Annotated in this window: 17 protein-coding genes; 15 read left to right on the forward strand and 2 right to left on the reverse strand. The window is 69.9% G+C overall.

Annotation, left to right across the window (positions count from 1 at the left end; genetic code table 11):
* Positions 1-13: 13 nt before the first annotated feature.
* The 7 genes from ABZV34_RS03245 (at position 14) to ABZV34_RS03275 (ending at position 12,648) form a co-directional block, all read left to right on the forward strand.
* Positions 14-4,045, forward strand: coding sequence for an Rne/Rng family ribonuclease (locus ABZV34_RS03245; protein ID WP_356270960.1), 4,032 nt, complete (start codon positions 14-16; stop codon positions 4,043-4,045).
* Positions 4,046-4,449: 404 nt separating this feature from the next.
* On the forward strand, positions 4,450-5,565 hold the full coding sequence (locus tag ABZV34_RS03250; RefSeq protein ID WP_356270962.1) for a DegT/DnrJ/EryC1/StrS family aminotransferase: 1,116 nt from the start codon (positions 4,450-4,452) through the stop codon (positions 5,563-5,565).
* Positions 5,562-6,590 (forward strand): Gfo/Idh/MocA family oxidoreductase, encoded by a 1,029-nt coding sequence (locus ABZV34_RS03255; RefSeq protein ID WP_356270964.1) that lies wholly within the window; start codon positions 5,562-5,564, stop codon positions 6,588-6,590. The genes ABZV34_RS03250 and ABZV34_RS03255 overlap by 4 nt, the downstream gene beginning before the upstream one ends.
* Complete coding sequence (locus ABZV34_RS03260; protein WP_356270966.1) at positions 6,580-8,163, forward strand: glycosyltransferase family 4 protein; 1,584 nt, start codon at positions 6,580-6,582, stop codon at positions 8,161-8,163. Before ABZV34_RS03255 ends, ABZV34_RS03260 begins: the two co-directional genes overlap by 11 nt.
* Positions 8,160-9,839: a glycosyltransferase gene (locus tag ABZV34_RS03265; RefSeq protein ID WP_356270968.1), complete on the forward strand. Its 1,680-nt coding sequence runs from the start codon at positions 8,160-8,162 to the stop codon at positions 9,837-9,839. The genes ABZV34_RS03260 and ABZV34_RS03265 overlap by 4 nt, the downstream gene beginning before the upstream one ends.
* A gap of 9 nt (positions 9,840-9,848) precedes the next feature.
* The gene (locus tag ABZV34_RS03270) at positions 9,849-11,132 is read left to right on the forward strand and encodes a nucleotide sugar dehydrogenase (protein ID WP_356270970.1); all 1,284 of its coding nucleotides are present in this window, start codon (positions 9,849-9,851) and stop codon (positions 11,130-11,132) included.
* Positions 11,133-11,313: 181 nt separating this feature from the next.
* Positions 11,314-12,648: a hypothetical protein gene (locus ABZV34_RS03275; RefSeq protein ID WP_356270972.1), complete on the forward strand. Its 1,335-nt coding sequence runs from the start codon at positions 11,314-11,316 to the stop codon at positions 12,646-12,648.
* Between the two features lie 160 nt (positions 12,649-12,808).
* On the opposite strand, the gene ABZV34_RS03280 is transcribed toward ABZV34_RS03275, so the two are convergent.
* A complete protein-coding gene (locus ABZV34_RS03280) occupies positions 12,809-13,411 on the reverse strand; it encodes an acyltransferase (RefSeq protein WP_356270974.1) in 603 nt (200 codons plus the stop codon).
* 406 nt (positions 13,412-13,817) lie between these two features.
* Here ABZV34_RS03280 and ABZV34_RS03285 point away from each other — a divergent pair, with 406 nt between their 5' ends.
* From ABZV34_RS03285 to ABZV34_RS03320, 8 genes are all read left to right on the forward strand, one after another.
* On the forward strand, positions 13,818-14,372 hold the full coding sequence (locus ABZV34_RS03285; RefSeq protein ID WP_356270976.1) for a polymorphic toxin-type HINT domain-containing protein: 555 nt from the start codon (positions 13,818-13,820) through the stop codon (positions 14,370-14,372).
* Positions 14,373-14,839: 467 nt separating this feature from the next.
* Positions 14,840-15,160 carry a 50S ribosomal protein L21 gene (gene rplU, locus ABZV34_RS03290; RefSeq protein WP_356139571.1) on the forward strand — a complete coding sequence of 107 codons (321 nt, stop codon included), beginning with the start codon at positions 14,840-14,842 and terminating at the stop codon, positions 15,158-15,160.
* A gap of 16 nt (positions 15,161-15,176) precedes the next feature.
* Positions 15,177-15,431, forward strand: a complete 255-nt coding sequence (rpmA, locus tag ABZV34_RS03295; protein ID WP_351950515.1) for a 50S ribosomal protein L27 — start codon at positions 15,177-15,179, stop codon at positions 15,429-15,431.
* Positions 15,432-15,657: 226 nt separating this feature from the next.
* On the forward strand, positions 15,658-17,094 hold the full coding sequence (gene obgE / locus ABZV34_RS03300; RefSeq protein ID WP_356270978.1) for a GTPase ObgE: 1,437 nt from the start codon (positions 15,658-15,660) through the stop codon (positions 17,092-17,094).
* 268 nt (positions 17,095-17,362) lie between these two features.
* A complete protein-coding gene (locus tag ABZV34_RS03305) occupies positions 17,363-18,913 on the forward strand; it encodes an alkaline phosphatase D family protein (RefSeq protein ID WP_356270980.1) in 1,551 nt (516 codons plus the stop codon).
* Positions 18,914-19,703: 790 nt separating this feature from the next.
* Positions 19,704-21,203 (forward strand): bifunctional cytidylyltransferase/SDR family oxidoreductase, encoded by a 1,500-nt coding sequence (locus tag ABZV34_RS03310; RefSeq protein WP_356270982.1) that lies wholly within the window; start codon positions 19,704-19,706, stop codon positions 21,201-21,203.
* Between the two features lie 167 nt (positions 21,204-21,370).
* Positions 21,371-23,497, forward strand: a complete 2,127-nt coding sequence (locus ABZV34_RS03315) for a hypothetical protein (protein WP_356270984.1) — start codon at positions 21,371-21,373, stop codon at positions 23,495-23,497.
* A gap of 209 nt (positions 23,498-23,706) precedes the next feature.
* Positions 23,707-24,915: a glycosyltransferase gene (locus ABZV34_RS03320; protein ID WP_356270986.1), complete on the forward strand. Its 1,209-nt coding sequence runs from the start codon at positions 23,707-23,709 to the stop codon at positions 24,913-24,915.
* A gap of 132 nt (positions 24,916-25,047) precedes the next feature.
* On the opposite strand, the gene ABZV34_RS03325 is transcribed toward ABZV34_RS03320, so the two are convergent.
* Complete coding sequence (locus ABZV34_RS03325; protein ID WP_356270988.1) at positions 25,048-26,448, reverse strand: polysaccharide pyruvyl transferase family protein; 1,401 nt, start codon at positions 26,446-26,448, stop codon at positions 25,048-25,050.
* Between the last annotated feature and the right edge of the window lie 250 nt (positions 26,449-26,698).

The following is a 26,698-nucleotide window of genomic DNA, read 5'->3' on the forward strand; positions in this document are numbered from 1 at the left end:
GAGATCCACCCGCATGCTCGAGCCGACCGAATCCACTGAGCCCTCCACGGGCTCCGACACCAACAACACCCCCAGCGACACCCTGCCGCCGCGGCGCCGCCGCCGTGCGGCGTCGCGTCCCGCCGGTCCGCCCACGGGCGCGGCCGAATCCACGGCCGTGGCCGAGACCACCGCGCCGGCCATACCGCCGGTGGCATCCGCCGAGGCCGTAGCGGCCGCCGAGGCCGAAGAGGCCGAAGAAACGGTGGAGGCAGTGGTGGCCGAGGCCGTCGCCGATCAGACCCCGGCCGACAGCACCACCGCCGAGGACACCACCGCGCAGGACACCGGCACCGAGGACACCGCTCCGCGCCGTAGCCGCCGTCGTGCCACCCGCCGGGCCTCCGCGCCCGCCGGCGCCCCCGTGCCGGCGGAGACCGCCGAGACGGCGGAGGTGGCGGATCCCGCCACTGAAGCGCGGCCCCCCGCCGTGGAGGACCGGACCGAGCAGCCCGCCGCCGACGAGGCCGCGCCCGCCCGCCCGCGCCGCCGTGCCACCCGGCGCGCCTCCGCGCCGACCGGCACACCCCAGGCCGCCACCGGCGTCGAGACCGTCGCGCCCGCCGAAGCCGCGGCAGAGGCGGTGCCCGCCGAGGCCGAGGCCCCCGCCATCGAGGACGCCGCACCCCGTCGTACCACCCGACGTCGCGCCACCAGGCACGTCTCCGCACCCGCCGGTGCGCCCGAGGGCGACACCGCCGACGAGCGTGTGGAGGCGCCCGTGTCCAGCGAGACCCAGCCCAGCGAGCCCCGCCCGTCCGGCGAGAAGCCCGCCGAGGCCGTCGAGACCACGGAGTCCGCCGAGGACGGTGGCCCGCGCCGAGGCCGCCGCCGCGCGACCCGCAAGGCCGCCGTCGGTTTCTCCGCCCCCGCGCCCAAGGAGACCGAGTCCGGACGGCGCACCGCGCGTCCGGCCGTCGCCGTCTTCCAGGCGCCCGTGTTCACCGAGCCGATGTTCCAGACGCCGGAGCGGGCCGCGGCCGCGGCTGCCGCCGAAGCGGCGGAGGAGGCCGCGGAGGCTCCCCAGGCCGCCGAGGTGACCCAGCCCGCCGAGGCCCCCGAGCCCGGCGCGGCCGCCGAGGAGACGACCGGCGGACGCCGTCGCCGTCGCCGCCGGGCCGTCGAGGACGAGCCCGTGGCCGCTCCCGTACAGGCCGCGCCCGTCGAGGACGTCGACGAGGCGGAGGAGACCGACGAGTCCGCCGAGGACGCCGTCGAGGGTGACGAGTCCGACGAGGAGGAGTCGGCCGGCTCGCGCCGTCGCCGCCGTCGTGGTGGCCGTCGCCGTCGCCGTGGCGAGTCCGCCGACGCGGACGGCGAGGCCGGGGACGACGACTACGCCGCCGAGCAGGCCGCGCAGGACACCGAGGACACCGCCGAGCAGACGGCCGAGGACGCCGAGGACGCCGAGTCCGACGAGTCCGACGAGTCCGACGAGGACACCGACGAGCGCGAGGAGCAGGGCGGCTCCAGCAGCAGCCGTCGCCGTCGCCGCCGTCGCCGTCGCGCCGGTGACTCCGGCACGGACGCCGAGTCCGCCGACAACGACCCCGAGCGCACCGTCGTCAAGGTCCGCGAGCCGCGCGGCAAGAAGGACGACCACCCGAGCGACGAGGTGCAGTCCATCAAGGGCTCCACCCGCCTGGAGGCGAAGAAGCAGCGCCGCCGTGAAGGGCGCGAGCAGGGCCGCCGGCGTGTTCCGATCATCACCGAGGCCGAGTTCCTGGCCCGCCGTGAGGCCGTCGAGCGCGTGATGGTCGTCCGCCAGAGCGGCGAGCGCACCCAGATCGGCGTCCTCGAGGACAACGTGCTCGTCGAGCACTATGTCAACAAGGAGCAGTCGACCTCGTACGTCGGCAACGTCTACCTGGGCAAGGTCCAGAACGTGCTGCCCTCGATGGAGGCCGCCTTCATCGACATCGGCAAGGGCCGCAACGCGGTCCTCTACGCCGGTGAGGTCAACTTCGAGGCGCTCGGCATGGCCAACGGGCCGCGCCGCATCGAGGCCGCCCTGAAGTCCGGCCAGTCGGTGCTCGTGCAGGTCACCAAGGACCCGATCGGTCACAAGGGCGCCCGCCTCACCAGCCAGGTCTCCCTGCCCGGCCGCTACCTGGTCTACGTGCCCGAGGGCTCGATGACCGGCATCAGCCGCAAGCTGCCCGACACCGAGCGCGCGCGTCTGAAGACCATCCTCAAGAAGATCGTCCCCGAGGACGCGGGCGTCATCGTGCGCACCGCCGCCGAGGGCGCGAGCGAGGACGAGCTGCGCCGTGACGTCGAGCGGCTGCAGGCGCAGTGGGAGGACATCCAGAAGAAGGCGAAGAGCGGCAACGCCCCGACGCTGCTCTACGGCGAGCCGGACATGACCGTCCGCGTCGTCCGCGACATCTTCAACGAGGACTTCTCCAAGGTCATCGTCAGCGGTGACGAGGCGTGGGAGACCATCCACGGCTACGTCGCGCACGTGGCGCCCGACCTGACCGACCGGCTCTCGAAGTGGACCTCCGAGGTCGACGTCTTCGCGACGTACCGCATCGACGAGCAGCTGATGAAGGCGCTGGACCGCAAGGTCTGGCTGCCCAGCGGCGGTTCGCTGGTGATCGACAAGACCGAGGCGATGGTCGTGGTCGATGTCAACACCGGCAAGTTCACCGGCCAGGGCGGCAACCTCGAAGAGACCGTGACCAGGAACAACCTGGAGGCGGCCGAGGAGATCGTGCGCCAGCTGCGGCTGCGCGACCTGGGCGGCATCGTCGTCATCGACTTCATCGACATGGTCCTGGAGTCCAACCGGGACCTGGTGCTGCGCCGCCTCCTGGAGTGCCTGGGACGCGACCGTACGAAGCACCAGGTGGCCGAGGTGACCTCGCTGGGCCTCGTCCAGATGACCCGCAAGAGGGTGGGCCAGGGTCTGCTGGAGTCCTTCTCCGAGACCTGCGTCCACTGCAACGGCCGCGGTGTGATCGTCCACATGGAGCAGCCCAGCTCCGTCGGGGGCGGCGGCAAGCGCAAGAAGCGCGGCCGTGGCGGCGCCGAGCAGGTGCACGAGCACGACCATGAGCACGAGCACGAGTTCGAGGCGGCGGAGGAGCCGGAGACGGCCGAGTCCGAAGCCGAGGTGGCCGCCGCGCCGGCGCAGCCCGTGTCGGAGTTCCGGGCCGACGAGGAGTTCTACAGCAGCGCCGCCGAGGCGGAGGCCGCGGCGTCCCGCGGCCGTTCGCGGCGCCGCGCCACCCGCCGTGCCTCGGCCCCCGCGGGTGCGCCGAAGGCCGAGGAGCGTGCTCCGCGGAGCCGTCGCGAGGAGCGGGCCGAGCGGGCTTCCCGCGAGGCCGCCGAGGCCGAGCCGGTCGCGGTCGAGGACCCGGTCGTCGAGGCCCACGAGGCCCACGCGGTCGAGGCGCCGGTGGCCGAGACCGCCGCGGTGACGGAGGCCGCACCGGCCCCCGCCGTCGAGGACGAGGCCGCTCCCAAGGGCCGTACGCGGCGCCGTGCGACGCGGAAGGTGTCGGCTCCGGCCGGTTCACCGAAGGCGGCGGAGGAGGCCGCGGTCACGGTCACGGAGCCGGTCGCCGCGCCCGCGCCGGAGACCCCGGCCGAGCAGGTCGCCGAAGCGCCCGCCGAGGTGCCCGCCGAGAGCGCGGCTCCGGCCCGCCCGCGTCGGCGCGCCGTCCGCAAGGCCACCGCGCCCACCGCGTCCGAGGAGGCGGCCGTCGTGGTCGTCCCGTCGGTGGCGCTGGAGACCCCGGCCACGGAGACCGCGCAGGACCAGGCGGCCGACGCCGGCACGGACGCCGAGGCCCCGGCCAAGAAGACGGCCGCCCGCAAGACGGTCGCCAAGAAGGCCGTGGCGAAGAAGACCGTCGCCAAGAAGGCCGTGGCGAAGAAGACCGTCGCCAAGAAGGCCACCACGGCCAAGAAGGCGACGGCGAAGAAGACGGCCGTCAAGAAGTCCACGGCGGCCGCCGAGCAGACGGCGCCGTCCGTCTCGGCGACGACGGAGGACTGAGCTCCGGATCGCATACCGAAGCGCGGGGCACCGGCCGACCGGTGCCCCGCGCTTTGTCGTTCCCTGGTGCCGTCGGCAGTTTCGTCGCAGCTGGGCCGCGGATACCGCCACTTCTGGCGAATCCTGTGATGGACAGCACGCCAACCCAAGGTTTCCTGCTCGTAACCCTGAAGAAAAGCTTTGCACTTCTGCTGGTAATCTGACCGCGGACTCGGCTGCTGGTGACATGCGGGCCGTAGACCGCGCGAGGTACCCCAGGGGGCGGGGTCTTGCGGGAAACGATCGCCGTCGCAAGTCGTCGGCGGACTTCCAGGGATGCGGACGTGCCACGCTCGACACCGTTCCTTCCCGACCCGTGCACAAAGTGGTGCGCCCGAGAGGTCGCCGATGAGGAGGGGATGTCGATGACCGACGCCCATGAGCTGATATCCGCCGCAAGACCCGTGATCGGCGAGGAAGAGATCGATGCCGCGGTGCGCGTCCTGCGCAGCGGCCGGGTCGTCCAAGGCCCCGAGGTCGCTGCCTTCGAGGCCGAGTTCTCGGACGTGGTGGACGGACGGCACTGTGTCGCCGTCAACTCCGGTACATCCGCGCTACACCTGACGCTGCTCGCGCTGGGCGTCGGCTCGGGCGACGAGGTCATCGTGCCGTCGTTCTCCTTCGCGGCCTCCGCCAACGCGGTACGCCTCGTCGGCGCCGACGTGGTCTTCGCCGACATCGAGGCGGACAGCTTCTGTCTGGACCCGGCGGCGGTCGAGGCGGCCATCACGCCGCGCACCGCCGCGATCATGCCGGTCCACCTCTACGGCCACCCCGCGGCCATGGACCGGATCATGGCGATCGCCGAGCGGCACGGACTCGCCGTGGTCGAGGACGCCTGCCAGGCGCACGCGGCCGCCCTGCACGGAACGCCGGTCGGCGCCTTCGGCAACGCGGGAACGTTCAGCTTCTATCCGACCAAGAACATGCACAGCCTCGAGGGCGGCATGGTCACCACCGCCGACGCGGAGATCGCCCGCACCCTGCGCCTGCTGCGCAACCAGGGTATGGAGCAGCGCTACGCCAACGAGATCGTCGGCGCCAACGTCCGCATGACGGACGTCTCCGCCGCCATCGGCCGGGTGCAGCTCGCCAAGCTGCACGGCTGGACCGAGCAGCGCATCGCCAACGCCGCGTACCTGACGGAGCACATCAGCGCGCCGTCCGTGGTCACGCCGAGCGTCGCCGAGGGCGCGCGCCATGTCTTCCACCAGTACACCGTGCGTGTCCGGGGCGACCGCGACGCCGCCATGGCGGCCCTGACCCAGGCAGGCATCGGCAACGCCGTGTACTACCCGACGCCGATCCACCGGCTGAAGCCGTACTGGGAGCCGGACCAGAAGGCCGGTCGCATCTGGGACCTGCCGGAGACGGAGCGCGCCGCCGCCGAGGTCGTCTCCCTCCCCATCCACCCGGGTCTTTCCGCCGGGGAACTGGAGCGCATCGTGTCCGCCGTGGACGCACTGGGGGCCCAGCTGTGAGCAGTGGCAACAACAACCTGCGGGCCGGACTCGTCGGCCTTGGTTCCATGGGGCGTCACCACGCCCGCGTCCTGTCCGGGCTGGAAGGCGTCGACTTCGTCGCCGTCGTCGACCCGATGGGCGACAAGTTCGGCGCAGCCCAGGGCGTGCCGGTCCTCGACACCGTCGAGCAGCTCATCGGCCTCGGCATCGACTACGCCGTCGTGGCCTGCCCCACGGCACTGCACGAGCCGGTCGCCATGCAGCTCGCCGAGGCCGGTGTCTGCGCGCTGATCGAGAAGCCGGTCGCCGACACCGTGGAGGGCGCACACCGTCTCGTCGAGGCGTTCGAGTCGCGCGGCCTGGTTGCCGGGGTCGGCCACATCGAGCGGTGCAACCCGGCGCTGCGCTCGCTGCGCGCCCGGCTGGAGGCCGGCGAGCTCGGTGACGTCTATCAGGTCGTCACTCGCCGCCAGGGTCCCTTCCCGCACCGTATCGCGGACGTCGGCGTGGTCAAGGACCTCGCCACCCACGACATCGACCTCACCGGCTGGGTGACCGGGCGCGAGTACGTCTCCATCGCCGCGCACACCGTCTCCAAGAGCGGCCGCGAGCATGAGGACATGGTCTCCGCCGTCGGCCGCCTCAACGACGGGACGATGGTCAACCACCTGGTCAACTGGCTGAGCCCGCTCAAGGAGCGCTTCACCTCGGTCACCGGCGAGCGCGGCTGCTTCATCGCCGACACCCTCACCGCCGACCTGACGTTCCACTCCAACTCCGCCATGGCGACGGAATGGGAGGCCCTCCAGGCCTTCCGTGGCGTCTCCGAGGGCGACATGATCCGCTACGCCATCCCGAAGCGCGAGCCGCTCCTCGTCGAACACGAGCTGTTCCGCGACGCCGTGCTCGGCAAGCCCGCCGACATCTGCACCCTGCGTCAGGGCACGCGGACGGTGGAGGTGGCGGCGGCTGTGCTCGAGTCTGCGCTGGAAAACCGCAGCGTTTCGCTTCTTTCGGAGGACCTGGCCATCCATGGCAGTTGAGAACAACACGTCGGCGGACCGGCCCGTGCGCGGGCGGATCGTGATGCTCGTCGACAACGGGGTGAACGGCGACTCGCGCGTCCAGAAGGAGGCCAGGTCGGCCGCCGAGGCGGGCTGGGACGTCGTACTGCTCGGCAAGTCCAAGGGGAAGAAGGAGCAGACCTGGCAGATCGGTGACGCCCAGGTCCGTCTCCTGCCGGTACCCGGCCCGATGTCCCGTCGGCGCCACGAGTACCGGCGTGCCGTACTGCGTTCCCCGCTGGCCTACCGGCCCGGTCCGCTGGCCGCGTACCGGCGCCAGAAGCTCAAGGCCCGGCGTGCCGACCTCAACGTCCGGCTGATCCTCGCCGAGCAGGAGGGTTCGGCCCTCGGCCGTCTGAGGCTCCTGGCGCCCCGCTTCCTTGCCCGTTTCCTGTACTCCTGGGTGAAACTGCGCCACCGCAGCACCATGGCGCTGGAGAAGCGGCGCAAGGACATGGACTCCGCGCTGGACAGGTTCACCACCGCCTTCTGGCGGAAGACCATGGGAACCCGCGCCTGGCGCAGGCTCGATCCCCATCTGTGGGACTTCGAGCTCGCGTACGGCAAGGTCATCGACGAGCTCAAGCCCGACCTCGTCCACGCCAACGACTTCCGCATGCTCGGTGTCGGAGCCCGCGCCACGCTGCGCGCCCGCGCCAAGGGCCAGAAGATCAAGCTCGTTTGGGACGCCCACGAGTTCCTGCCCGGAATCAAGCCGTGGAGCCCGCACCCGCGCTGGCACGTCGCCCAGTGCGCGCACGAACTGGAGTACTCGCGGCACGCCGACGCCGTGACGACGGTCTCGGACACTCTTGCCGGGATGCTCCAGGAGCGGCACGGCCTCAAGGCCCGCCCCACCGTCGTCCTCAATGCGCCTGACGCCGAGGTCTCGCCGGAGCAGGCGGCCGAGCCCGTTCCGGACCTGCGGGAGCTGTGCGGCATCGGGCACGACGTGCCCCTCACCGTCTACAGCGGTGCCGCCGCTCACCAGCGCGGCCTCGACACCATGGTCGAGTCGCTGCCGCAACTTCCCGACGTGCACACCGCGTTCGTCGTACTCAACACCGACTCCGAGTACATGCGGGCCCTTCGGGCGCGGGCGGAGGAGCTGGGGGTGGACGACCGGCTGCACATCGTGCCGTACGTGCCGCACTACCAGGTGGTGCGTTTCCTCGCGACCGCGGACCTCGGGGTCATCCCGATCCACCACTGGCCGAACCACGAGATCGCGCTCATCACCAAGTTCTTCGAGTACTCCCACGCCCGGCTGCCGCTGGTGGTCAGCGATGTGAAGACGATGGGTTCCATGGTCGAGCAGACCGGTCAGGGCGAGGTGTTCCGGGCCGAGGACGTGGAGGACTACGTTCGCGCGGTGAAGTCCGTTCTGGGCGATGCCGAGCGCTACCGGAGCGTCTACGACAAGCCGGGGATCCTCGACCAGTGGACCTGGGAGGCGCAGGCCGACGTGCTGGACGAGGTCTACAGCGGGCTGCTGCCCGGAAGCGGGGCCCGGCAGAAGGCCGAGCAGAGACCGGTGGAGGCGCGGACATGAGTGGCACACCCGACGTCAGTGTCGTCGTCGCGGTCTACAACACCATGCCCTATCTGACGGAGTGTCTGAACTCCCTGATCGGGCAGAGCATCGGCCGGGACAGGCTGGAGATCGTCGCGGTCGATGACGGCTCCACCGACGACAGCGGTGCCGAACTCGACCGCTTCGCGGAGCGGTACCCGGGCACCGTCAGGGTGCTTCACCAGGCCAACTCCGGTGGCCCGGCCGCCCCCAGCAACCGCGCGCTGGACATCGCCACGGGCCGCTACGTCTACTTCATCGGCTCCGACGACTACCTCGGCGAGGAAGCGCTGGAGCGCATGGTGGCCTGCGCCGACGAGCACGGCTCCGACGTCGTCGTCGGCAAGATGGTCGGCACGAACGGCCGGTACGTCCACCAGGCTCTCTACAAGGAGAACAACCCGGACGTAGGCCTCACGGACTCCGCCCTGCCGTGGACTCTCGCCAACACCAAACTGTTCCGGCGCGACATGGTCGAACAGCACAAGCTGCGCTTCCCCGAGCACCTGCCCGTGGGCAGTGACCAGCCGTTCACCATCGAGGCCTGCGTGCGTGCGCGGAAGATCTCCGTGGTGGCCGACTACACCTGCTACTACGCGGTGAAGCGGGGCGACGCCAGCAACATCACCTACCGCGCCGACCACCTGGCGCGGCTGCGGTGCGCCGTGGAGATCATGGATTTCACGGCCGGTCTCCTAGAGGCGGGCCCGGAGCGCGACGCCGTACTGCGCCGGCACTTCACCTGGGAAGTGGCCAAGCTCGTCCAGGACGACTTCCCCGTGCTCGACCGTGAGCTCCAGCGTGAGCTCTGCGCGGGCGTCGCACGGCTCGCCGACGCCTACTTGACCGACGGCATTCGTGACGCCATGGACGTCAAGCGCCGGGTGCGCATCTGCCTGGCCCGGGCCGGCGCGGTCGACGAGTTGTCCGAGGCGATCACCGCGGAGAAGGCGAACGGGGCACCGCCGTTCGTCGTCGAGGGCGAGCGCGCCTACGCCCGCTACCCGGGCTTCCGCGATCCCCGCATCGGGCTGTCCGACCGTTGCTACGAGCTCGTCGGGGAGGCCGTCCCCGGCCGTCTCGCGCAGGGCACCGAACTGCTCGCCTCCACCTGGGAGCAGGAGGGCGACGGGATCACCTACACGGCCACCCTCCGGCTGCCGGTCCTCGGCGATGTCGACGGAGCGGTCCTGCGTCTCGCCCAGGGCGCCATGCCCGCGTCCGCGGACAAGCCCAAAGCCAGAAAGCTCCCGAAGGGCCACGAACTCCCGGCTTCTGTCGGCGCGTTCACGACCGAACTCACCGACGACGGCGCTGCCACGGTGCTGCACGCGCGCATCCCGCTGGAGCGGCGCTCGGTCAAACTGGGCGCACGGGTCTACCTCGACGTCGCCGGTTCGACCTACGAGATCCCCGTGCGCGGCAAGGGCAAGCCCATGCCGCTGGCGCGCCGCTGGGGCGCCTACGAGGACCCGTACTACGCGCGGGCGATGGTGAATCCCAAGGAGCGCGTGGTGATCACCACGGGTCTCCTGCACCCGCCGAAGCCGTCACTGGTCTCCCGGGCGAGGACGGCCCTCGCCCGTCGACTGAAATCCGGATCCGCCGGCCCGAAGCCGACCGGTTCCCCCACGAGCCGTTCGAAAAGGAAGTAGCGACCGTCCATGAACATCTGTGTAGTAGCCCTCGGCAAGATCGGGCTTCCACTGGCCGTGCAGTTCGCGTCCAAGGGGCACCGGGTCATCGGCGCGGACGTCAACGAGAAGGTCGTCGAGCTGGTCAACGCCGGCATCGAGCCGTTCCCCGGTGAGCACGACCTGGACGTCAAGCTCAAGCAGGCCGTCGAGGCCGGGCTGCTGAGCGCGACGACGGACACCGCGGAAGCGGTCGCCCAGTCCGAGGCCGTGGTCGTGGTGGTCCCGCTGTTCGTCGACGTCGAGGGCACGCCGGACTTCGGATGGATGGACTCCGCGACGAAGGCCATCGCCCAGGGCCTCAAGCCGGGCACGCTCGTCTCCTACGAGACCACCCTGCCGGTCGGCACCACCCGCACCCGCTGGGCGCCGATGCTGGCCGAGGCCTCGGGCCTGACCCCGGGGGAGGACTTCCACCTGGTCTTCTCGCCGGAGCGGGTCCTCACCGGCCGCGTCTTCTCCGACCTGCGCCGCTACCCCAAGCTGGTCGGCGGCATCGACGAGGCGTCGACCGCCCGGGGCGTGGAGTTCTACGAGCGGGTGCTCGACTTCGACGAGCGCGCCGACCTGCCGCGGCCGAACGGCGTCTGGGACCTGGGCACAGCCGAGGCCTCCGAGCTCGCCAAGCTCGCCGAGACCACGTACCGCGACGTCAACATCGGCCTGGCCAACCAGTTCGCGCGCTTCGCCGACAGCAACGGCATCGACGTGAAGAAGGTCATCGAGGCCTGCAACTCGCAGCCGTACAGCCACATCCACCAGCCGGGCATCGCCGTCGGCGGCCACTGCATCCCGATCTACCCGCGGATGTACCTGTGGAACGACCCGTCCGCGACCGTGGTCCGCTCCGCCCGTGAGGCGAACGCGGCCATGCCGGAGTACGCCGTGGACCTGCTGGCGGCCGCCTACGGCGACCTGACCGGGGCGAACGTCCTCGTGCTGGGCGCGGCCTACCGCGGCGGCGTGAAGGAGACGGCCTTCTCCGGCGTCTTCCCGACCGTCGAGGCGCTCAGGGCCCGTGGCGCCGTCCCGTTCGTCTCGGACCCGATGTACACGGCCGAGGAACTGGCGGCGCACGGTCTGCCGCCGCACGCCGGTGAGAAGGTCACCGCGGCGATCCTGCAGGCCGACCACGCCGAGTACCGGACGCTGGTCCCGGCGGACCTGCCGGACGTCACGGTCCTGGTCGACGGACGCCGTACGACCGACCCGGAGGCCTGGAAGGGCGTCCGCCGGGTTGTCATCGGCGGCTGACACCCACCCGCACTGCATGGGCCCGTCCGGGCGTACGGGACGGGCCCATGCGGTGAAGCGGAAGGGGAGAGCCGTCGGAACAGGTTCCCGGTGCCGGCGCTTCGGGCCGCCTGGAAGTCTTCATATGATCCGGCCCTGGCCACTCTGCCGGGGTTGGCCGCTCACTGCTCAGGATCCTCACGTGCCCGCTGTCCTCACCGCCGTCACCGGCGTCACCGCGTCCTCCACGGCGCGGATCGCTGCCCGGGTACGCGGCAGTCGGTCCGCTCTGCCGCTGGCGATCTGTGCGCTGTACGCGGTGTTCCAGCTCGTCGCGGGACCGCAGTGGACGCTTTTCCCGGATTCCTACCGGTACGCGCGGGCGGCGGAGCAGTATCTCGGCGCTTCGCGCGAGGAGGCACATCGCACGGCACTCGTCGCCTTCTGCGCCAGCCGCGCCGACCGCGCGGCGCATGACGAGCAGCTCAAGCCGATGGTCCACGAGAGTCGGCACGCCCTCAGGGCCGGTGCCGAACGGGCCTGCCTCAATCGGTGGATCGACGCTCCCGACATCACTACCGGAGACCCGCGTTATCAGGCCATTTTCTCCGGTCGGCCGGGCTACCCCCTGCTCGCGGCGCCGTTCGTCGGCGCTTTCGGGGTGCTCAAGGGGATGCGGCTGCTGGGAGTGTTCCTGGCTGCGGGGGGCTCGCTGCTCGTGTTCGGGCTGCTCGGCTGCGCGGGGCTGAACCGGCGGGCCGCGGCAGTCGGCCAAATGGCGTTCCTTGTCACACCGCTCGGTTGGTGGAGCGCCCAGGCCCTGGGAGAGGGGCTGTTCACGGTGTGCGTTCTGTGCGTGCTCTGGGGCGGTCTGCTGTTGCTCAGGCGCCGGTCCATGGTGAAAGGAACGATCCTGGTGGCCCTCGGGTACGTGGCCGGCGGGGTCACCCGCTACTCGTCGGCCCTGGTGCTGGCGGCGGCCCTTGGCGCGGCCGCGACGTGGGCTCTGTGTCGCAACCGCCCCTCGCGGCACCGGGGTACGGTCGTCCTCGCGGCGGCTTCCGCGGTGGCAGCCGGTGGAGTCGTCGCGGCTATACGGATACTCGGCCTGGCCTCCTCACAGGCCACCCTTCAGGACACCTTCACCCATCACTTCGACGCTCCGGAGATCGCCGATCCCTGGAGCGCGCTGCTGGGTCTCGCCGTCCGGTTCGCGCGGGACTGGATCGCCCAGCAGGCCGGGCTGCCGTATTTTCTGGTCCTCATGGCCCTCGCGGCCTGGGCGCTGGCTCGTCACGGCAAGGGACTGGGCCTGCTCGCTCTCGCCATCGCGTTCACGGGAGCGTCCGCGGTTGTGGCCCATCCACTCGTCCAAGAGGCCGGCCGTCTCGGTGTCCTGATGTGGACGCCCATTGTTCTGGGCCTGCCCCTGCTCGTCGACCGTCATTGGTCCTCGGTTCCGGTGACGGAGCTTCGTGCCGGCCCACCGGGTCCCGGAACGCCGGCCGAAGACCGACCTGCTGGTCGGGGCCGCTGAGCCGGAGGTGTCGACCGCCGTACGCGGCGATCGCCTTCGCGGTGCTGTCGACCGGCTGCTGCTCGGCGGCCACCGGAACGTCCGACCGTGAGCCGGGAAAGAGGAGGGGAAGACCCGCTTCCCCTAGGAACGGGACGGCGTTCAGCCGGTTCGCCGGCGCTCAGGCGGTCCGTTCGACGAGGGTGCCGTCCTTCTCCTCGTAGAGGCCGCCGGTCTGCGGACACTCCCAGACGTCGGCCTCGCCCGGGTGCTCGACCAGCTTGACGCCGGCCCTGCCGACCCAGCCGACCTGGCGCGCGGGAACGCCGACGACGAGGGCGAAGTCCGGCACGTCCTTGGTGACGACGGCACCGGCGGCGACCATGGCCCAGCGGCCGATGCCGATCGGCGCGACGCAGACCGCGCGGGCACCGATCGAGGCGCCGTCGGCGATCTTCACGCCGACGGCCTCCCAGTCGCCGCCACGCTTCTGCTTGCCCTCGGGGTCCACGGAGCGCGGGTTGTGGTCGTTGGTGAGGACCACGGCCGGACCGATGAAGACACCGTCACCGAGTTCGGCCGGCTCGTAGACGAGCGCGTAGTTCTGCAGCTTGCAGTTGTCGCCCATGCGGACGCCCGAGCCGACGTACGCGCCACGACCGATCACACAGCCCTCGCCGAGGCGGGCGCCGTCACGGATCTGCGCGAGATCCCAGACGCTGCTTCCCGCGCCGATCTCGGCGGTCTCGTCGACCTGGGCGCTGGGCTGGACCCTGTAGTTCACTTGTGTGCCTTTCGGTGTCCGGGTTCGGTTGGGGAGCATACGGGGGCGGGGTCGGTTCGGCGTGTCGGGGCCATGGCGCAGCGTTGTCCTGCCCGATGCGTGCGAACGCTCCGTGTGCTGCATGTGAGCATCCCGTGACTCTTGTCATATGCCTGGAAACGGGATCGGTATTGCATGTGCACCTCACGCGAAGAAGGGATCTCTTGACCTTCTTCAGCCCTTCTTTATCGTGTCACCGGGCTGGTCAAGGACCTGATCGGCGGCGCGAGGGGCTTCTTCAAGGCGAGCAAGACCCTGGGCAAGGCCAGGATGGGCCTGGCCAAGGCCACGGAGAAACTGGCGGAAGCCAGGGCGAAGGCGGCGGCCCTCAAGAGAGGCAGGAGTTCCTGTAGGGACCTCCAGTTTCTTGCCCGGCATCAAGGTCTTGCTTGCCAATGGCAAGACCAAGCCGATCGAAAAGGTGAAACTCGGCGACAAGGTCAAGGTGACCGACCCGAAGCGTGGAGGTACGACGGTTCGCGAGGTCGTCGGCACGATCGTCACCGAGGACGACAAGCACTTCGTCGACCTGACGATCAAGGGGAAGTCCGGTAAGGACGAGAACCTGGTCTCCACCACGACCCACCCGTTCTGGGTGGAGTCTGAGAAGGCTTGGGTGGCGGCTGGTGACCTAGAGCCGGGTATGCGTCTTCACACTGCGGATGGCGGCGCGGTTCAAATCGTTGTTATGCGGTCCCAGGTTGTTGTCGTCCAGGAAGTACTCCTGCGCCTGATGTGCTCGCCTCGCGTTCGGCAGAGGCACTCGGACGACATCGGTGCCGGGCGAGTGAGCGGCCTCCCGCAGGCCGACGATGGAGTCCTCGCCGACTCGGGAACCCGCCTCGGTGTGAATCGTCGTGCCGTTGTGCGTCACCGCGATCGACGCATGCCCCTGCTCCCGGTCCTTTTGGCCGAGCAATGATTTGTAAAGGGCTCGCTTGAACTTCGGCTGTTCCGCAGGCTGGTTATCGGGGCATCGATTTGCTGTGGGCCAGGGGCGACGGTGGTTTCCGGTGCGTCGCTTTCGCGGAGGAGGACCGTTCTGGTGAGCGAGGCGGCGAGGCGAATGCGGGCGGAGCCCTCCTTGCTGTCCGTCGACTTCTGCCAGTTACGGTCGGGCATGTGTCGCGAGGAGGGTGAGGACCCTTGGATCGAGCAGGGGCGACTGCGGGAGTGGCGGGGGAGAGGGGCCGCGTGATCCGGCCTGGTTTGACCCCCTGACCCCCGGCCCGTAACCTAGACCGTCGGCATGTCGAATGACCTGCCGCACCCCCGTAAACCTCTTCCTCCCGGTCACCTCGGTTGCCGTAGTGGCTGGGAGAGGCTCGCCCGTGTTCGTTGCCGGGTGGCTGGACTGCGGGGTCCGTTCCGAGCGAAAGAGAGATCCGCGTGTACGCCATCGTGCGCAGCGGTGGTCGCCAGCACAAGGTTGCTGTCGGCGACATCGTTGAGGTTGACAAGATTCCCACCGCCAATGTTGGCGACACGGTCGAGCTCTCGACCCTGCTCGTTGTCGACGGCGAAGCCGTGACGAGCGACCCCTGGGTCCTCGCGGGCATCAAGGTTCAGGCCGAGATCGTGGACCACCACAAGGGCGTCAAGATCGACATCCTTCGCTACAAGAACAAGACCGGCTACCGCCGTCGTCAGGGCCACCGCCAGCAGTACACGGCGATCAAGGTCACTGAGATCCCCGCGGCTGCGAAGTAAGGGTAGGGACTGAGACATGGCACACAAGAAGGGCGCATCGTCCACTCGGAACGGTCGCGACTCCAACGCTCAGCGGCTCGGTGTGAAGCGCTTCGGCGGTCAGACCGTCAACGCCGGTGAGATCCTGGTCCGCCAGCGTGGCACCCACTTCCACCCCGGCATCAGCGTCGGCCGTGGCAAGGACGACACGCTGTTCGCGCTGGCCGCCGGTGCGGTCGAGTTCGGCACGCACCGTGGCCGCAAGGTCGTGAACATCGTTCCGGTCGCCTGATCCAGTCCCGTCGAGGCTGACCCGGTTCCACGCGCACCGGACCGCAGGCCTCGGGGCCCAGGCTCCGTAGAACAGAAGTTCTTCGCGAGGCGGACCTCACTTCCCCCACGGGAAGAGGGTCCGCCTTTCGCGTGTTACGCAAGAGACATTCCCGTACGTACTGAAGTACCCGAAGTACGTGCGCGCTGAAGTAACCGATGTAACCGAAGTGCTGGAGGCACCCCACATGACCACCTTCGTGGACCGCGTCGAGCTCCATGTCGCCGCGGGTAGCGGAGGCCACGGCTGTGCCTCCGTGCACCGGGAGAAGTTCAAGCCGCTCGGCGGCCCGGACGGCGGCAACGGCGGCCGTGGCGGTGACGTGATGCTGGTCGTCGACCAGTCCGTCACCACGCTGCTCGACTACCACCACTCGCCGCACCGCAAGGCCACCAGCGGCAAGCCCGGCGAGGGCGGCAACCGCTCCGGCAAGGACGGCCAGGACCTGATCCTGCCCGTGCCGGACGGCACGGTCGTCCTCGACAAGGCGGGCAACGTCCTCGCCGACCTCGTCGGCGAGGGCACCACGTACGCCGCCGCCGAGGGCGGTCGCGGCGGCCTCGGCAACGCGGCACTGTCCTCGGCCCGCCGCAAGGCGCCCGGCTTCGCGCTGCTCGGTGTGCCCGGGGGCCTCCAGGACATCGTCCTGGAGCTGAAGACCGTCGCCGACGTGGCCCTCGTCGGCTATCCGAGCGCCGGCAAGTCCTCGCTCATCTCGGTCCTGTCCGCCGCCAAGCCGAAGATCGCGGACTACCCGTTCACGACCCTCGTCCCGAACCTGGGCGTGGTGACCGCCGGCGAGACCGTCTACACCATCGCCGACGTGCCCGGCCTCATCCCCGGCGCCAGCCAGGGCAAGGGCCTCGGCCTGGAGTTCCTGCGCCACGTCGAGCGGTGCAGCGTGCTCGTCCACATCCTGGACACCGCCACCCTCGAATCCGAGCGCGACCCGATCTCCGACCTCGACATCATCGAGGAGGAGCTCAAGCAGTACGGCGGTCTGGACAAGCGTCCGCGCATGGTCGTCCTCAACAAGATCGACGTACCGGACGGCAAGGACCTCGCGGAGATGGTGCGCCCCGAGCTGGAGGCGCGCGGCTACCAGGTCTTCGAGGTGTCCGCGGTCGCCCACATGGGCCTCAAGGAGCTCTCCTTCGCGCTCGCCGAGACGGTCGCCAAGTCGCGTGCCGCGAAGCCCAAGGAGGAGGCGACCCGGATCGTCATCCGCCCGAAGGCGGTCGACGACGCCGGCTTCACCGTGGCGCAGGAGGAGGACGGCCTCTTCCGCGTGCGCGGCGAGAAGCCCGAGCGCTGGGTGCGTCAGACCGACTTCAGCAACGACGAGGCCGTCGGCTACCTCGCCGACCGCCTCAACCGTCTCGGTGTCGAGGCGCAGCTGATGAAGGCGGGCGCCCGCTCGGGCGACGGCGTCGCCATCGGCCCCGAGGAGAACGCGGTCGTCTTCGACTGGGAGCCGACGGTCATGGCCGGTGCGGAGATGCTCGGCCGCCGTGGCGAGGACCACCGCCTCGAGGCGCCTCGCCCCGCCACCCAGCGCCGCCGCGACAAGCAGGCGGAGCGGGACGAATCGGAGAAGGAGTACGACGACTTCGAGCCGTTCTAGGCGACCGGCCGGCCGGAATACGCACCGGGCACGGAGAGGATCTTCCTCTCCGTGCCCGTGGTCGTTCGCTGACGGGCTCGCGAGCACCCGAGGCGTTTGCGGGTTCCTCTGAGGTCCGTGCGGGGAACGGCGGAGTCGCCCGGCGCGGTGAGGCGCTCGCTGCTCGCGCACTTGTCATGTCTGTGATGCGCCCTGTTCAAGAGGTGGGCCGCTGTCCCCTGTGGGCTGGTCGGTGTCCAAGAGGCAACCGACGCAGGGGAGTTCGCCGATGTCCGGAGCCGTCTCACGCGATCGACGCCACTTTCTCACCGCCTCGGCCGCCGTGCTCGGCGCCGCCGCCTCCGCCCAGCTCTGGGTGCCCGGCACCGCACGCTCAGCCGTACCCCCGCTGCCCGACGGCGTGTTCAGCCTCGGTGTCGCCTCCGGCGACCCGCTGGCGGACGCCGTCGTCCTGTGGACCCGGCTCGCCCCCGACCCGCTGAACGGCGGCGGCATGCCCGACCGTGTGGTGGAGGTCGGCTGGGAGATCGCCGAGGACGCCCGCTTCCGCAAGCAGGTGCGCCGCGGCACCGCCCAGGCACGTCCGCAGTACGGCCACAGCGTTCACGTCGACGTCCGCGGGCTGCGCCCGGACCGCGTGTACTGGTACCGCTTCCGAGCCGGCGGCCGGCTCTCGCCGACCGGCCGCACCCGAACGGCGCCGCCTTCCTTCACCGCGGGCGGCTCGCTGCGCCTCGCGCTCGCCTCCTGCCAGAACTGGCAGCACGGCTACTTCACCCCGTACGCCGACATGCTCCGCCAGGACCCCGACGTCGTCCTGTTCGTCGGCGACTACATCTACGAGTCCGCGCCGTCGGCGACCGCGGTGCGCAGGCACGAGGGCACCGGGGAGCCGTACACCCTCGTCCAGTACCGCAACCGGTACGCCCAGTACCGCACCGACCCGCACCTCGCGGCCATGCACGCGCACGCCCCCTGGGTGGTCACCTTCGACGACCACGAGGTCGACAACGACTTCGCCGGGGAAGTCCCGCAGGACCCGGACAAGCAGACCCACGATGCGTTCGTGGCCAGGCTGACCGCCGCCTACCAGGCGTACTACGAGCACATGCCGGTCCGGGCCACCGCGATTCCGGACGGGCCGCACATCCCCATGTACCGGCGGCTCGACTTCGGACGCCTCGCCCGGCTGAACGTCCTCGACACCCGGCAGTTCCGCAGCAACCAGGTGACCAGCCAGGCGGGCGCCAAGAATCCCTCGCTCACCATGCTCGGCGCGGCGCAGAAGAAATGGCTGCTCGGCGGCCTGCGCCAATCGCCGGCCCGCTGGAACATCGTCGCCTCCCAGATCATGATGGCCGAGACCGACCTCCAGGTGGGCAAGGGCAAGCTCTGGTACTACGACGCCTGGGACGGCTACCAGGCCGAACGCAACGCCCTCATGAGGGAGTTCGCGACCGTCAGCAACCCCGTCGTCCTCAGCGGCGACCGGCACTACACGATGATCAGCGACCTCAAGAAGGACTTCGCCGACCCGCACTCCGACGTGGTCGGCGCCGAGTTCGTCGGGACCTCCATCTCCACCGGCGGCGACCAGGACCTGGCGGTCTTCCACCGGGAGTGGAAAGCGCGGATGCCGGACAACCCGCACTGGAAGTTCATCGACGCCCACCGCGGCTACCATCTCTTCGACATCCGGCGGGACGGCATCGACGCCCAGGTGCGCGTCCCGGCCACGGTGCTGAAGCCGGATGCCGCCTCCACCACCCTGGCCCGTCTGCGGGTCGAGGCGGGGGATCCGGGCGTACGGCACGTGTGATCAGGGCGCGGCCCGCGGACGGGCGGCCTCGCCCGTCCACACGGCCTGACGTGACGCGCGCCTTCGAATCCCTGCTCGGGCTGCCCCGCGGTCTCCTGGTGGAGGTCCCGGACACGGCCAATCGTTCCCTCGCGCCGGCCGAGACCGAAATGCTGCGCATACGCGACAGGGAATTGCGCGGAAATGGACTTCAGGACGGGATCTATTCGAAACCCGTGTGCAACGGCGCGGTCCCGCGGAGGAGGAAATGCCTGCCGTCAGCCATCGGAGGACGTCCGGATCAGTACTCCGCTGTGGGCCCTGGTGGCCTCCGGGGCCATTGGCGCCGAGAGGTCCGAGCGAATCCGCGCCTTGGCGTACGGATTCCGGGCGACCCGGCACCGCTGTGAGCCGTACCGCCGCCGCCGCGGCCCGGCACCGCGCGGGGCGCGCCGCGGATCGCCCCTCCGGGGCCGCCCAGGCACTCTACGGAGCGCTCGCCATGGGCGCCGCGGAGTCCCCGCGCGTTCGCGCGATCCGACCGGTTCATCAGACGTCGTAGGGGGAACTCGTCCGTGTCCTGGGTCACCTGATGCGCAAGCGCATGAAGCGAAGGTGAGAATCGCGGACGGGACGTGTGCAGTTACTCACAGCAAATCCGGACAATTCATCCGGCACTCTCGAGGTGGCCTGCATGCAAGGTGAATAACTGGTTGCGCGCACATATGCAGTAGGCGGCGCTCGCCTTGCATGGCGGTAACCGTAAGTGGGACCATCCGTGGGTTCCCTGTCGTCCCAAGGTAGGTCGCCTGTGTCTGAGCACTTTGCCAAGCCCCGTACCACCGCAGTGATCCTGGCCGGCGGCACCGGCCAGCGCGTGGGTCTGTCGATTCCGAAGCAGCTGCTGAAGATCGCCGGCAAGGCGGTCATCGAGCACACGCTGACCACCTTCGAGCAGGCCGACTCGATCGACGACATCATCGTGCTGATGGCCCCGGGCTATGTCCCGGACGTCGAGAAGATCGTCGCGAAGGCGGGGCTGAAGAAGGTCACCAAGGTGATCGAGGGCGGCTCGACGCGGAACGAGACGACCGAGCGCGCCATCGCCGCCCTCGGCGAGGGCCTGGCCGAGGGCGAGGACGCGAACGTCCTGTTCCACGACGCCGTACGCCCGCTGCTGTCGGAGCGAGTGATCGACGACTGTGTGACCGCGCTGGAGCGCTTCCAGGCCGTGGACGTCGCCATCCCGTCCGCGGACACGATCATCGTGACCCGCACCCACGGCGAGGACGGCGAGTTCATCACCGAGATCCCGGACCGCTCCCGGCTGCGCCGCGGCCAGACGCCCCAGGCGTTCAAGCTGTCCACGATCCGCCGCGCGTACGAGGTCGCGGCCGGTGACCCCAACTTCCAGGCCACCGACGACTGCTCGGTCGTGCTCAAGTACCTGCCGGACGTGCCGATCCACGTCGTCGCGGGTGACGAGTACAACATGAAGGTCACCCAGCCCGTCGACGTCTTCATCGCCGACAAGCTCTTCCAGCTCGCCTCCACCGCCGCGCCCGAGCAGGCCGACGAGGCCGCCTACCGCGAGCTGCTCACCGGCAAGACCGTGGTGGTCTTCGGCGGTTCGTACGGCATCGGCAAGGACATAGCCGAGCTCGCCGGGGGCTACGGGGCGAAGACCTACGCGCTCGGCCGCTCGACCACGGGCACGCACGTCGAGAACCCGGAGGAGGTCGACGACGCGCTGTCCACGGCCTACGCGGAGACCGGGCGCATCGACTACGTGATCAACACCGCCGGCGTGCTGCGCATCGGCAAGCTCGCCGAGACGGACAACGCGACCATCGAGGAAGCGCTGAAGGTCAACTACCTGGCCCCGGTGCAGATCGCCCGCTCCTCGTACAAGTACCTCGCCGAGACCAACGGCCAGCTGCTCCTCTACACCTCCAGCAGCTACACCCGCGGCCGTGCCGAGTACAGCCTCTACTCCTCCACCAAGGCCGCCATGGTGAACCTCACCCAGGCGCTGTCCGACGAGTGGGCCGGCGACGGCATCCGCGTCAACTGCATCAACCCCGAGCGCACCGCGACCCCCATGCGCACCAAGGCGTTCGGTCAGGAGCCCGCGGGCTCGCTGCTGTCCTCCGAGGCCGTCGCGCACACGTCACTGGACGTGCTGCTCTCCGAGCTCACCGGTCACGTCATCGACGTACGGCAGCAGGACCCGACGGCGGGCGCGGGCCGCGCCTCCGGTTTCGAGGCGGCTCTGGCCAGCGTCCTGGACCGCCAGGACGGCGTGGCATAATCAAAAAGAATAGCCTTTTGGAATTCAGGCCTTTGTGTTCGCGTGTTCACCGCGAATTCACAAGGGCCTGTGTCCTTAGGGTTCGGTCTTTCTCTTTTGGCTCATCTCGGTATCAAAACAACTTTTGGTATCAAACCGGCACTCACCCCTCAAGAGCAGGTTTCTCCGTGATTTCCACCGCTATTCGCGTTGCCCGTGTAGGCAGCGCGGCCGAGCTGGCGGCGGCGGCCCTCATGATGCTGGGCTTCCCCTGCCTGATGCTCGCCGCGCTCATGCCGAGCGTCGGCGCCTTCGCGGCCGCGGCCGCCGTGACGTATCTGGCGGACCACTATCTGCACCGGCGCGGCAGCTATCTGGTCAACCGCCTCAGCAAGGTGCGGGCCGGTGTGTCCATCAGGTTCCTGATCCGGGAGCTGCTGCTAGTCCTGCTCCTGGCGAGGCTCGACCTGTCCACCGGCGTGCTCTTCAGCGCCGCTATTGCGTGCTTCCTGGCCTTCTACGGCTTCCAGGCACCGCACGGCGCGCTGGTCACGCTGATCGCGCTGCGCCGCAAGCTGCCCATCGCCGCCCGCAACGTCGATCTGGACCCGCGTGTCCGAATCCCGGACGCGCCGTCGCGCCGCCTGCTCTCCCGGGCCGCCGAGAAGATGCTCCACCTCGACCTGGTGGCCGTCGCCGGCCTCCTCGTCTCCGCGGCGACCGACGACACCGTCTACGGCTACGCGGGCATCGCGGTGACACTGCTGCTGGCCTTCGGATACGTCATGGCCCTCGTCCCGTTCGTGCGGGGCGGAAGGATCCCGCCGGACGCCGACAAGGTTCTGGCGGCCCTCGACGACTGGCTGCGCGCGTACCGCCCGGAGACGGTGCTCTACTTCTCGGGCTCCAAGGACTCCGCGTACCAGGTCAACATGTGGCTGGAGACGATGGAGCAGCTGGACACCCGGCCGCTGATCATCCTGCGCGAGCGGGCCGTCCTGGACCGCATGGCGCCCACCACGGTCCCGGTCATCTGCGTGCCCGGAGGGGTGCACCTGATGAACATGGACCTGTCCACGGTGCGCGTCGCGCTGTACGCGGCGAACGTCGGCAAGAACATCCACCTGCTGCGCGTCCCCACCATGAAGCACGTCTTCATCGGGCACGGCGACAGCGACAAGCTGGCCAGCGTCAACCCGTTCAGCAAGGCGTACGACGAGGTGTGGACCGCCGGCCGCGCGGGCCGCGACCGTTACGCCATCGCCGACGTCGGCGTCCGTGACGACGACATCGCCGAGGTCGGCCGCCCGCAGCTCGCGCCGATCCGGACCTCGCGGGACACGCAGGACGGGCTTTCCGGCGCGGCCGCCGAAGGAAGCTGCCCGACGATCCTGTACGCCCCCACCTGGGAGGGCTGGGACGACAACCCGGGCAACACCTCGATCCTGCTGGCCGGCGAGAACATCGTCCGGCGTCTGGTGCGGGCCGATCCGCCCGTCCGTGTCCTCTACAAGCCGCACCCGTTCACCGGCACCCGCAGCTCGCGGGCCAAGGCCGCGCACGAGAGGATCGTCGCGCTGGTCGAGAAGGCGGCCGCCGAACGCGTCGCCGACCCCCGCTTCACCGGTGACGCGGCGGCCCGGAGCGCCGCCGTGACCGAGCTGGCCCGGATCGCGGCCCGTATCGAGCGGCTGACCGGTGTCACCGAGAGCGGCGACGATGCCGAGGCCACCCGTGACGGTGTGATCGATTTCGCGGCGCATGCCGAGGTCGCCCGGCTGCGCGCCGAGTGGAACGACGCCTACTGGCGCTCCTTCGGCAGCGCCGAGCACCGGGTCATCACCGGCGCCGAGCCCCGCCTGTACGACTGCTTCAACGTCTCCGACGCGATGGTCTCGGACATATCCAGCGTGGTCTCCGACTTCATCGCGAGCGGCAAGCCGTACGCGGTGACGGACTCCGCGGAGCTGGGCGTCGAGGAGTTCAAGCGGCAGAACACCGCGGTGCGCGCCGCCGTGATCCTCTCCAACTCGGCCGTCGAGCTGGACGAGCTGCTCGCCGGAATCGTCGACCCGTCGGCGGACGCGCTCGCCACCGATCGCCGGGAGCTGAAGCGGTATCTGCTGGGCCCCGACGAGCCGACGTCGATCGAGCAGTTCAACGGTGCGGTGCGTGCCCTGGCGGAGAAGTCCCGGGTGCGCAACCAGGGCCAGAAGGCCGGAGCGGCCGCCGCCGCCGTGGAGCCGACGGGCGCGGTGCCCGGTCAGCGGGCCGCCACCGCGGGCGAGACGGGCGGTGCGGCGGTCAAGGGGTGATCTGACCGTCCCCTCGCCGCCGGCCGGCCCCCGGTCGTCCGCGCGCGTGTGACAGAGCCCGGTTCCGAGATACACCCTCGGAGCCGGGCTATTTCTGTGAAGCGCGTCACACATGAGGGCTTGTCAGGCAACCGATCGGCACTTTCGTCCGTCTATCAAGTAGTCCTTGCGGTGATACGGGGGAAATATTCTGATGATGATGGGGAAACGTGACAGTGACGCAGCCTGATGTGAGCGTGATCATCGGGGCGTACGAGGCCATGCCCTACCTGGTGAAGTGCCTGCAGTCGGTGGAGGACCAGACCCTCGGTCCCGACCGGATCGAGGTCATCGCCGTCGACGACGGGTCGATGGACGGCACCGGGGAGCACCTGGAGGAGTTCGCGGCGCGCGCGGCCATGGCGGTCACCGTGATCTGGCAGGCCAACTCGGGCGGCCCCAGCGGTCCGCGCAACGTCGGCCTCGACAAGGCCCGCGGACGCTACGTCTTCTTCCTCGACGCCGACGACCACCTGGGCCCGGAGGCCCTGGAGCGCATGGTCGCCATGGCCGACGCGCAGGGCACGGACGTCGTGCTCGGCAAGGTCATCGGGGTCAACCGCACCGCCCCGAAGTCGATGTGGGGCAAGACCCTGCCCCGCACGGACGTCTTCTCCTCGCAGATCAAGTTCACGCTCAGCGCGCAGAAGCTCTTCAGGCGCGAGCTGCTCACCCGGCACGGCATGCACTTCGACGAGTCGCTGAAGACCGGCGAGGACGCCCTGTTCACCATGGAGGCCTACCTCCGTGCCGACGGTGTCTCCGTGGTCGCCGACTACGACTGCTACTACCTGGTCGGCCGCGAGGACGGCAAGCACGTGACCAAGAGCGGCGGTTACCGGCTGCGCTTCGACTCCGCCCGCGCCCTGATGGGTCTGATCGCCGAGCACGTGCCCGCGGGCAAGCGCCGCGACGGCCTGATGGTCCGGCCCTTCCTCATCACCCTGCTCCCGCAGTTCGGTCCCGTCTTCCTCAAGGACGACGAGGAGGTCAGACGCGACAAGCTCGCGCTGGCCAAGCCGCTGATCGACGCGTACTGGACCGAGGGCGTCGCCGACCGTCTCAAGGTCAGCGAGCGGCTGCGGGTGAACCTGGCCGGGCTGGGCCGGGCCGACCTCCTGGTCGACCTCCTGGAGTTCCTCAGGAAGAAGAAGGCGCCCGCGCTCCACGTGGACCCGCGCAGCCGCAAGGCCTATCTCGGGTACCCGCACTTCCGTGACAAGCAAGCGCCCATCCCGGACGGCTGGTTCGTCCCGACCAGCCGCGAGACGGTCACCATCGACAGCTTCAAGTTCGCGCCCGCCGCCCACATCCCCGGTATGCGCACCGCCCGCCGGGTGGCCCGCAGGGTGCTGGGACCCCGCCGCGCGGAGGGATGACGCGAAACGCCCGTTCCGCCGCCCTGGGGGCGTACGGAACGGGCGTCGACGGGGTGCGTACCGGGGGAGTACGGACCCCGCGGGGGTGGGGGCGGCGGTGCGGGCGGGACGACGGACCCTGGCGCCGCGGCCCTAGTGGCGGCCCGACTGCAGCGCCTTGCGCAGTGGGCGCCCTACCGCGCGGCGCGCCATGCGGTAGACGGAGCGCTGCGGGACGGCGGCCTGCGCCAGGGCCTTCGGGGCCCCTTTCCGGGCCCGGTCGAGGTCACGCTTCAGCTTGGCGTTGTCCGCGGACAGCTCGGTGATACGGGTCTGCAGCCAGCCGAACCGGGTGGTGAGCGAGGCCACGTCGGCGTCGTTCCAGGGCCGGACGCCGGCCGGGAAGGTGAGCGAGGCCATGCGCTTGTCGAAGGCGGCGCCCCCGTCGCCGTGCGTGAAGGTGTTCGGCAGGCCGTTGCGGTCCAGGAAGCCCGTGAAACGCTCGAAGCGCTCCTGGTGGCCGCCCGTCAGCGCGCCGAAGTCCGCCTCCGCGTACAGCTCGGCCGGGTCGAGATCCCGCGGCAGCGCGTTGATCCTGCGGTGCGGGATGTCGAAGTAGCGGCACAGCTCCAGGGTGCGCGAGTCGCCGCACAGCACGGTCGCGGGCGTGCCCGCGAGGAGTGCCGCGATGTTGCCGTGGATGCGGGAGCCGAACGAGAAGTCGAAGTCCCGCAGGTCGTCGATCCAGGTGACGGGGTCGATGTAGACGCGGACCTTGCCCTCGCGGTACATCGGGTGGTCCGGGTGGGTGGGCATCGCGGTGACGGAGCCGTTCGGGTCCGACAGGTCGCGCCAGTGCAGCTGGCGGGCGTCACTCAGGTTCTGTCCGACGAAGCGCAGGTACGGGTAGCGCGTGTGCGTCCCGCGGATCACCCGGTCCAGGCCCTGGGACTTCACCGCGCTGTGCGAAGCGTTGACCGCGATCCGGGACTCGGGACCGAGCGCGGGAGCACTCTTGCGGACGTCGAGGTCCTTGCCGTACATGAACATGGACGGACAGCCGATGACCTCGACGTCGCGGAAGCCCATGTCCTTCAGATAGCGCTCGGTGAACTCGCCGCGCACCCCGATGGACGCGCTGCGGTCGAGAACCGCGGCGACGAACTCCCGTACGGCCGGCTCCATCGGCTTCAGCCGGGCCGGGTCGTAGTCCAGGCCGGCCTGCGCGCCGATCCCCGGCACGACCACGGGGATCCGCAATTTGCTGATGAGCTGCGTCAGGCGCCTGAGCTGGGGCTCGAACGAGGGCCGGAAGGCGTTGGCCAGCGGTACGACGAACGCGTCGTATTCCTCGTTGATCCGGCCCGCGGCCGCGACGTTGGTGCGGATGCCGTTCGACACGACCTCCGTACCCGGGATCTCGAGGATCTTGTGCGCGGCGTCGCTGAAGATCAGGTTGCCCGAGTTGGTGGCGAAGACGTCCTGGTGGAGGGCCTGCTCCACGGGAACGGCGTCGTACGGGCTTTTCCCTGATCTCAGGAGTATGCGCTTCACTGGATGAACATTAGGTGCCACAACGTTCAACTTATCTTTGCGCCCTCTTTAAGTTCCATGAGGAACGTGTACAACCTTTTCTGCATACGCGAGCCGTGAGCGGGCGACTACGCGGAGGCGTCCGCCAGCTGGACCGGGAGGCGTCGGCCCGGCCCCTTCGCGTAGATTGCCGGGCGGGACGGCCGGACCTACGAGGGGACACACCGCAGGTGGCAGGGCACGCGGAAGGAAACGCGACAGGGCGGGCGGC

This window comes from Streptomyces sp. NPDC005195 (genome assembly GCF_040608315.1).
GTDB classification, from domain to species: Bacteria; Actinomycetota; Actinomycetes; order Streptomycetales; family Streptomycetaceae; genus Streptomyces; species Streptomyces kaempferi.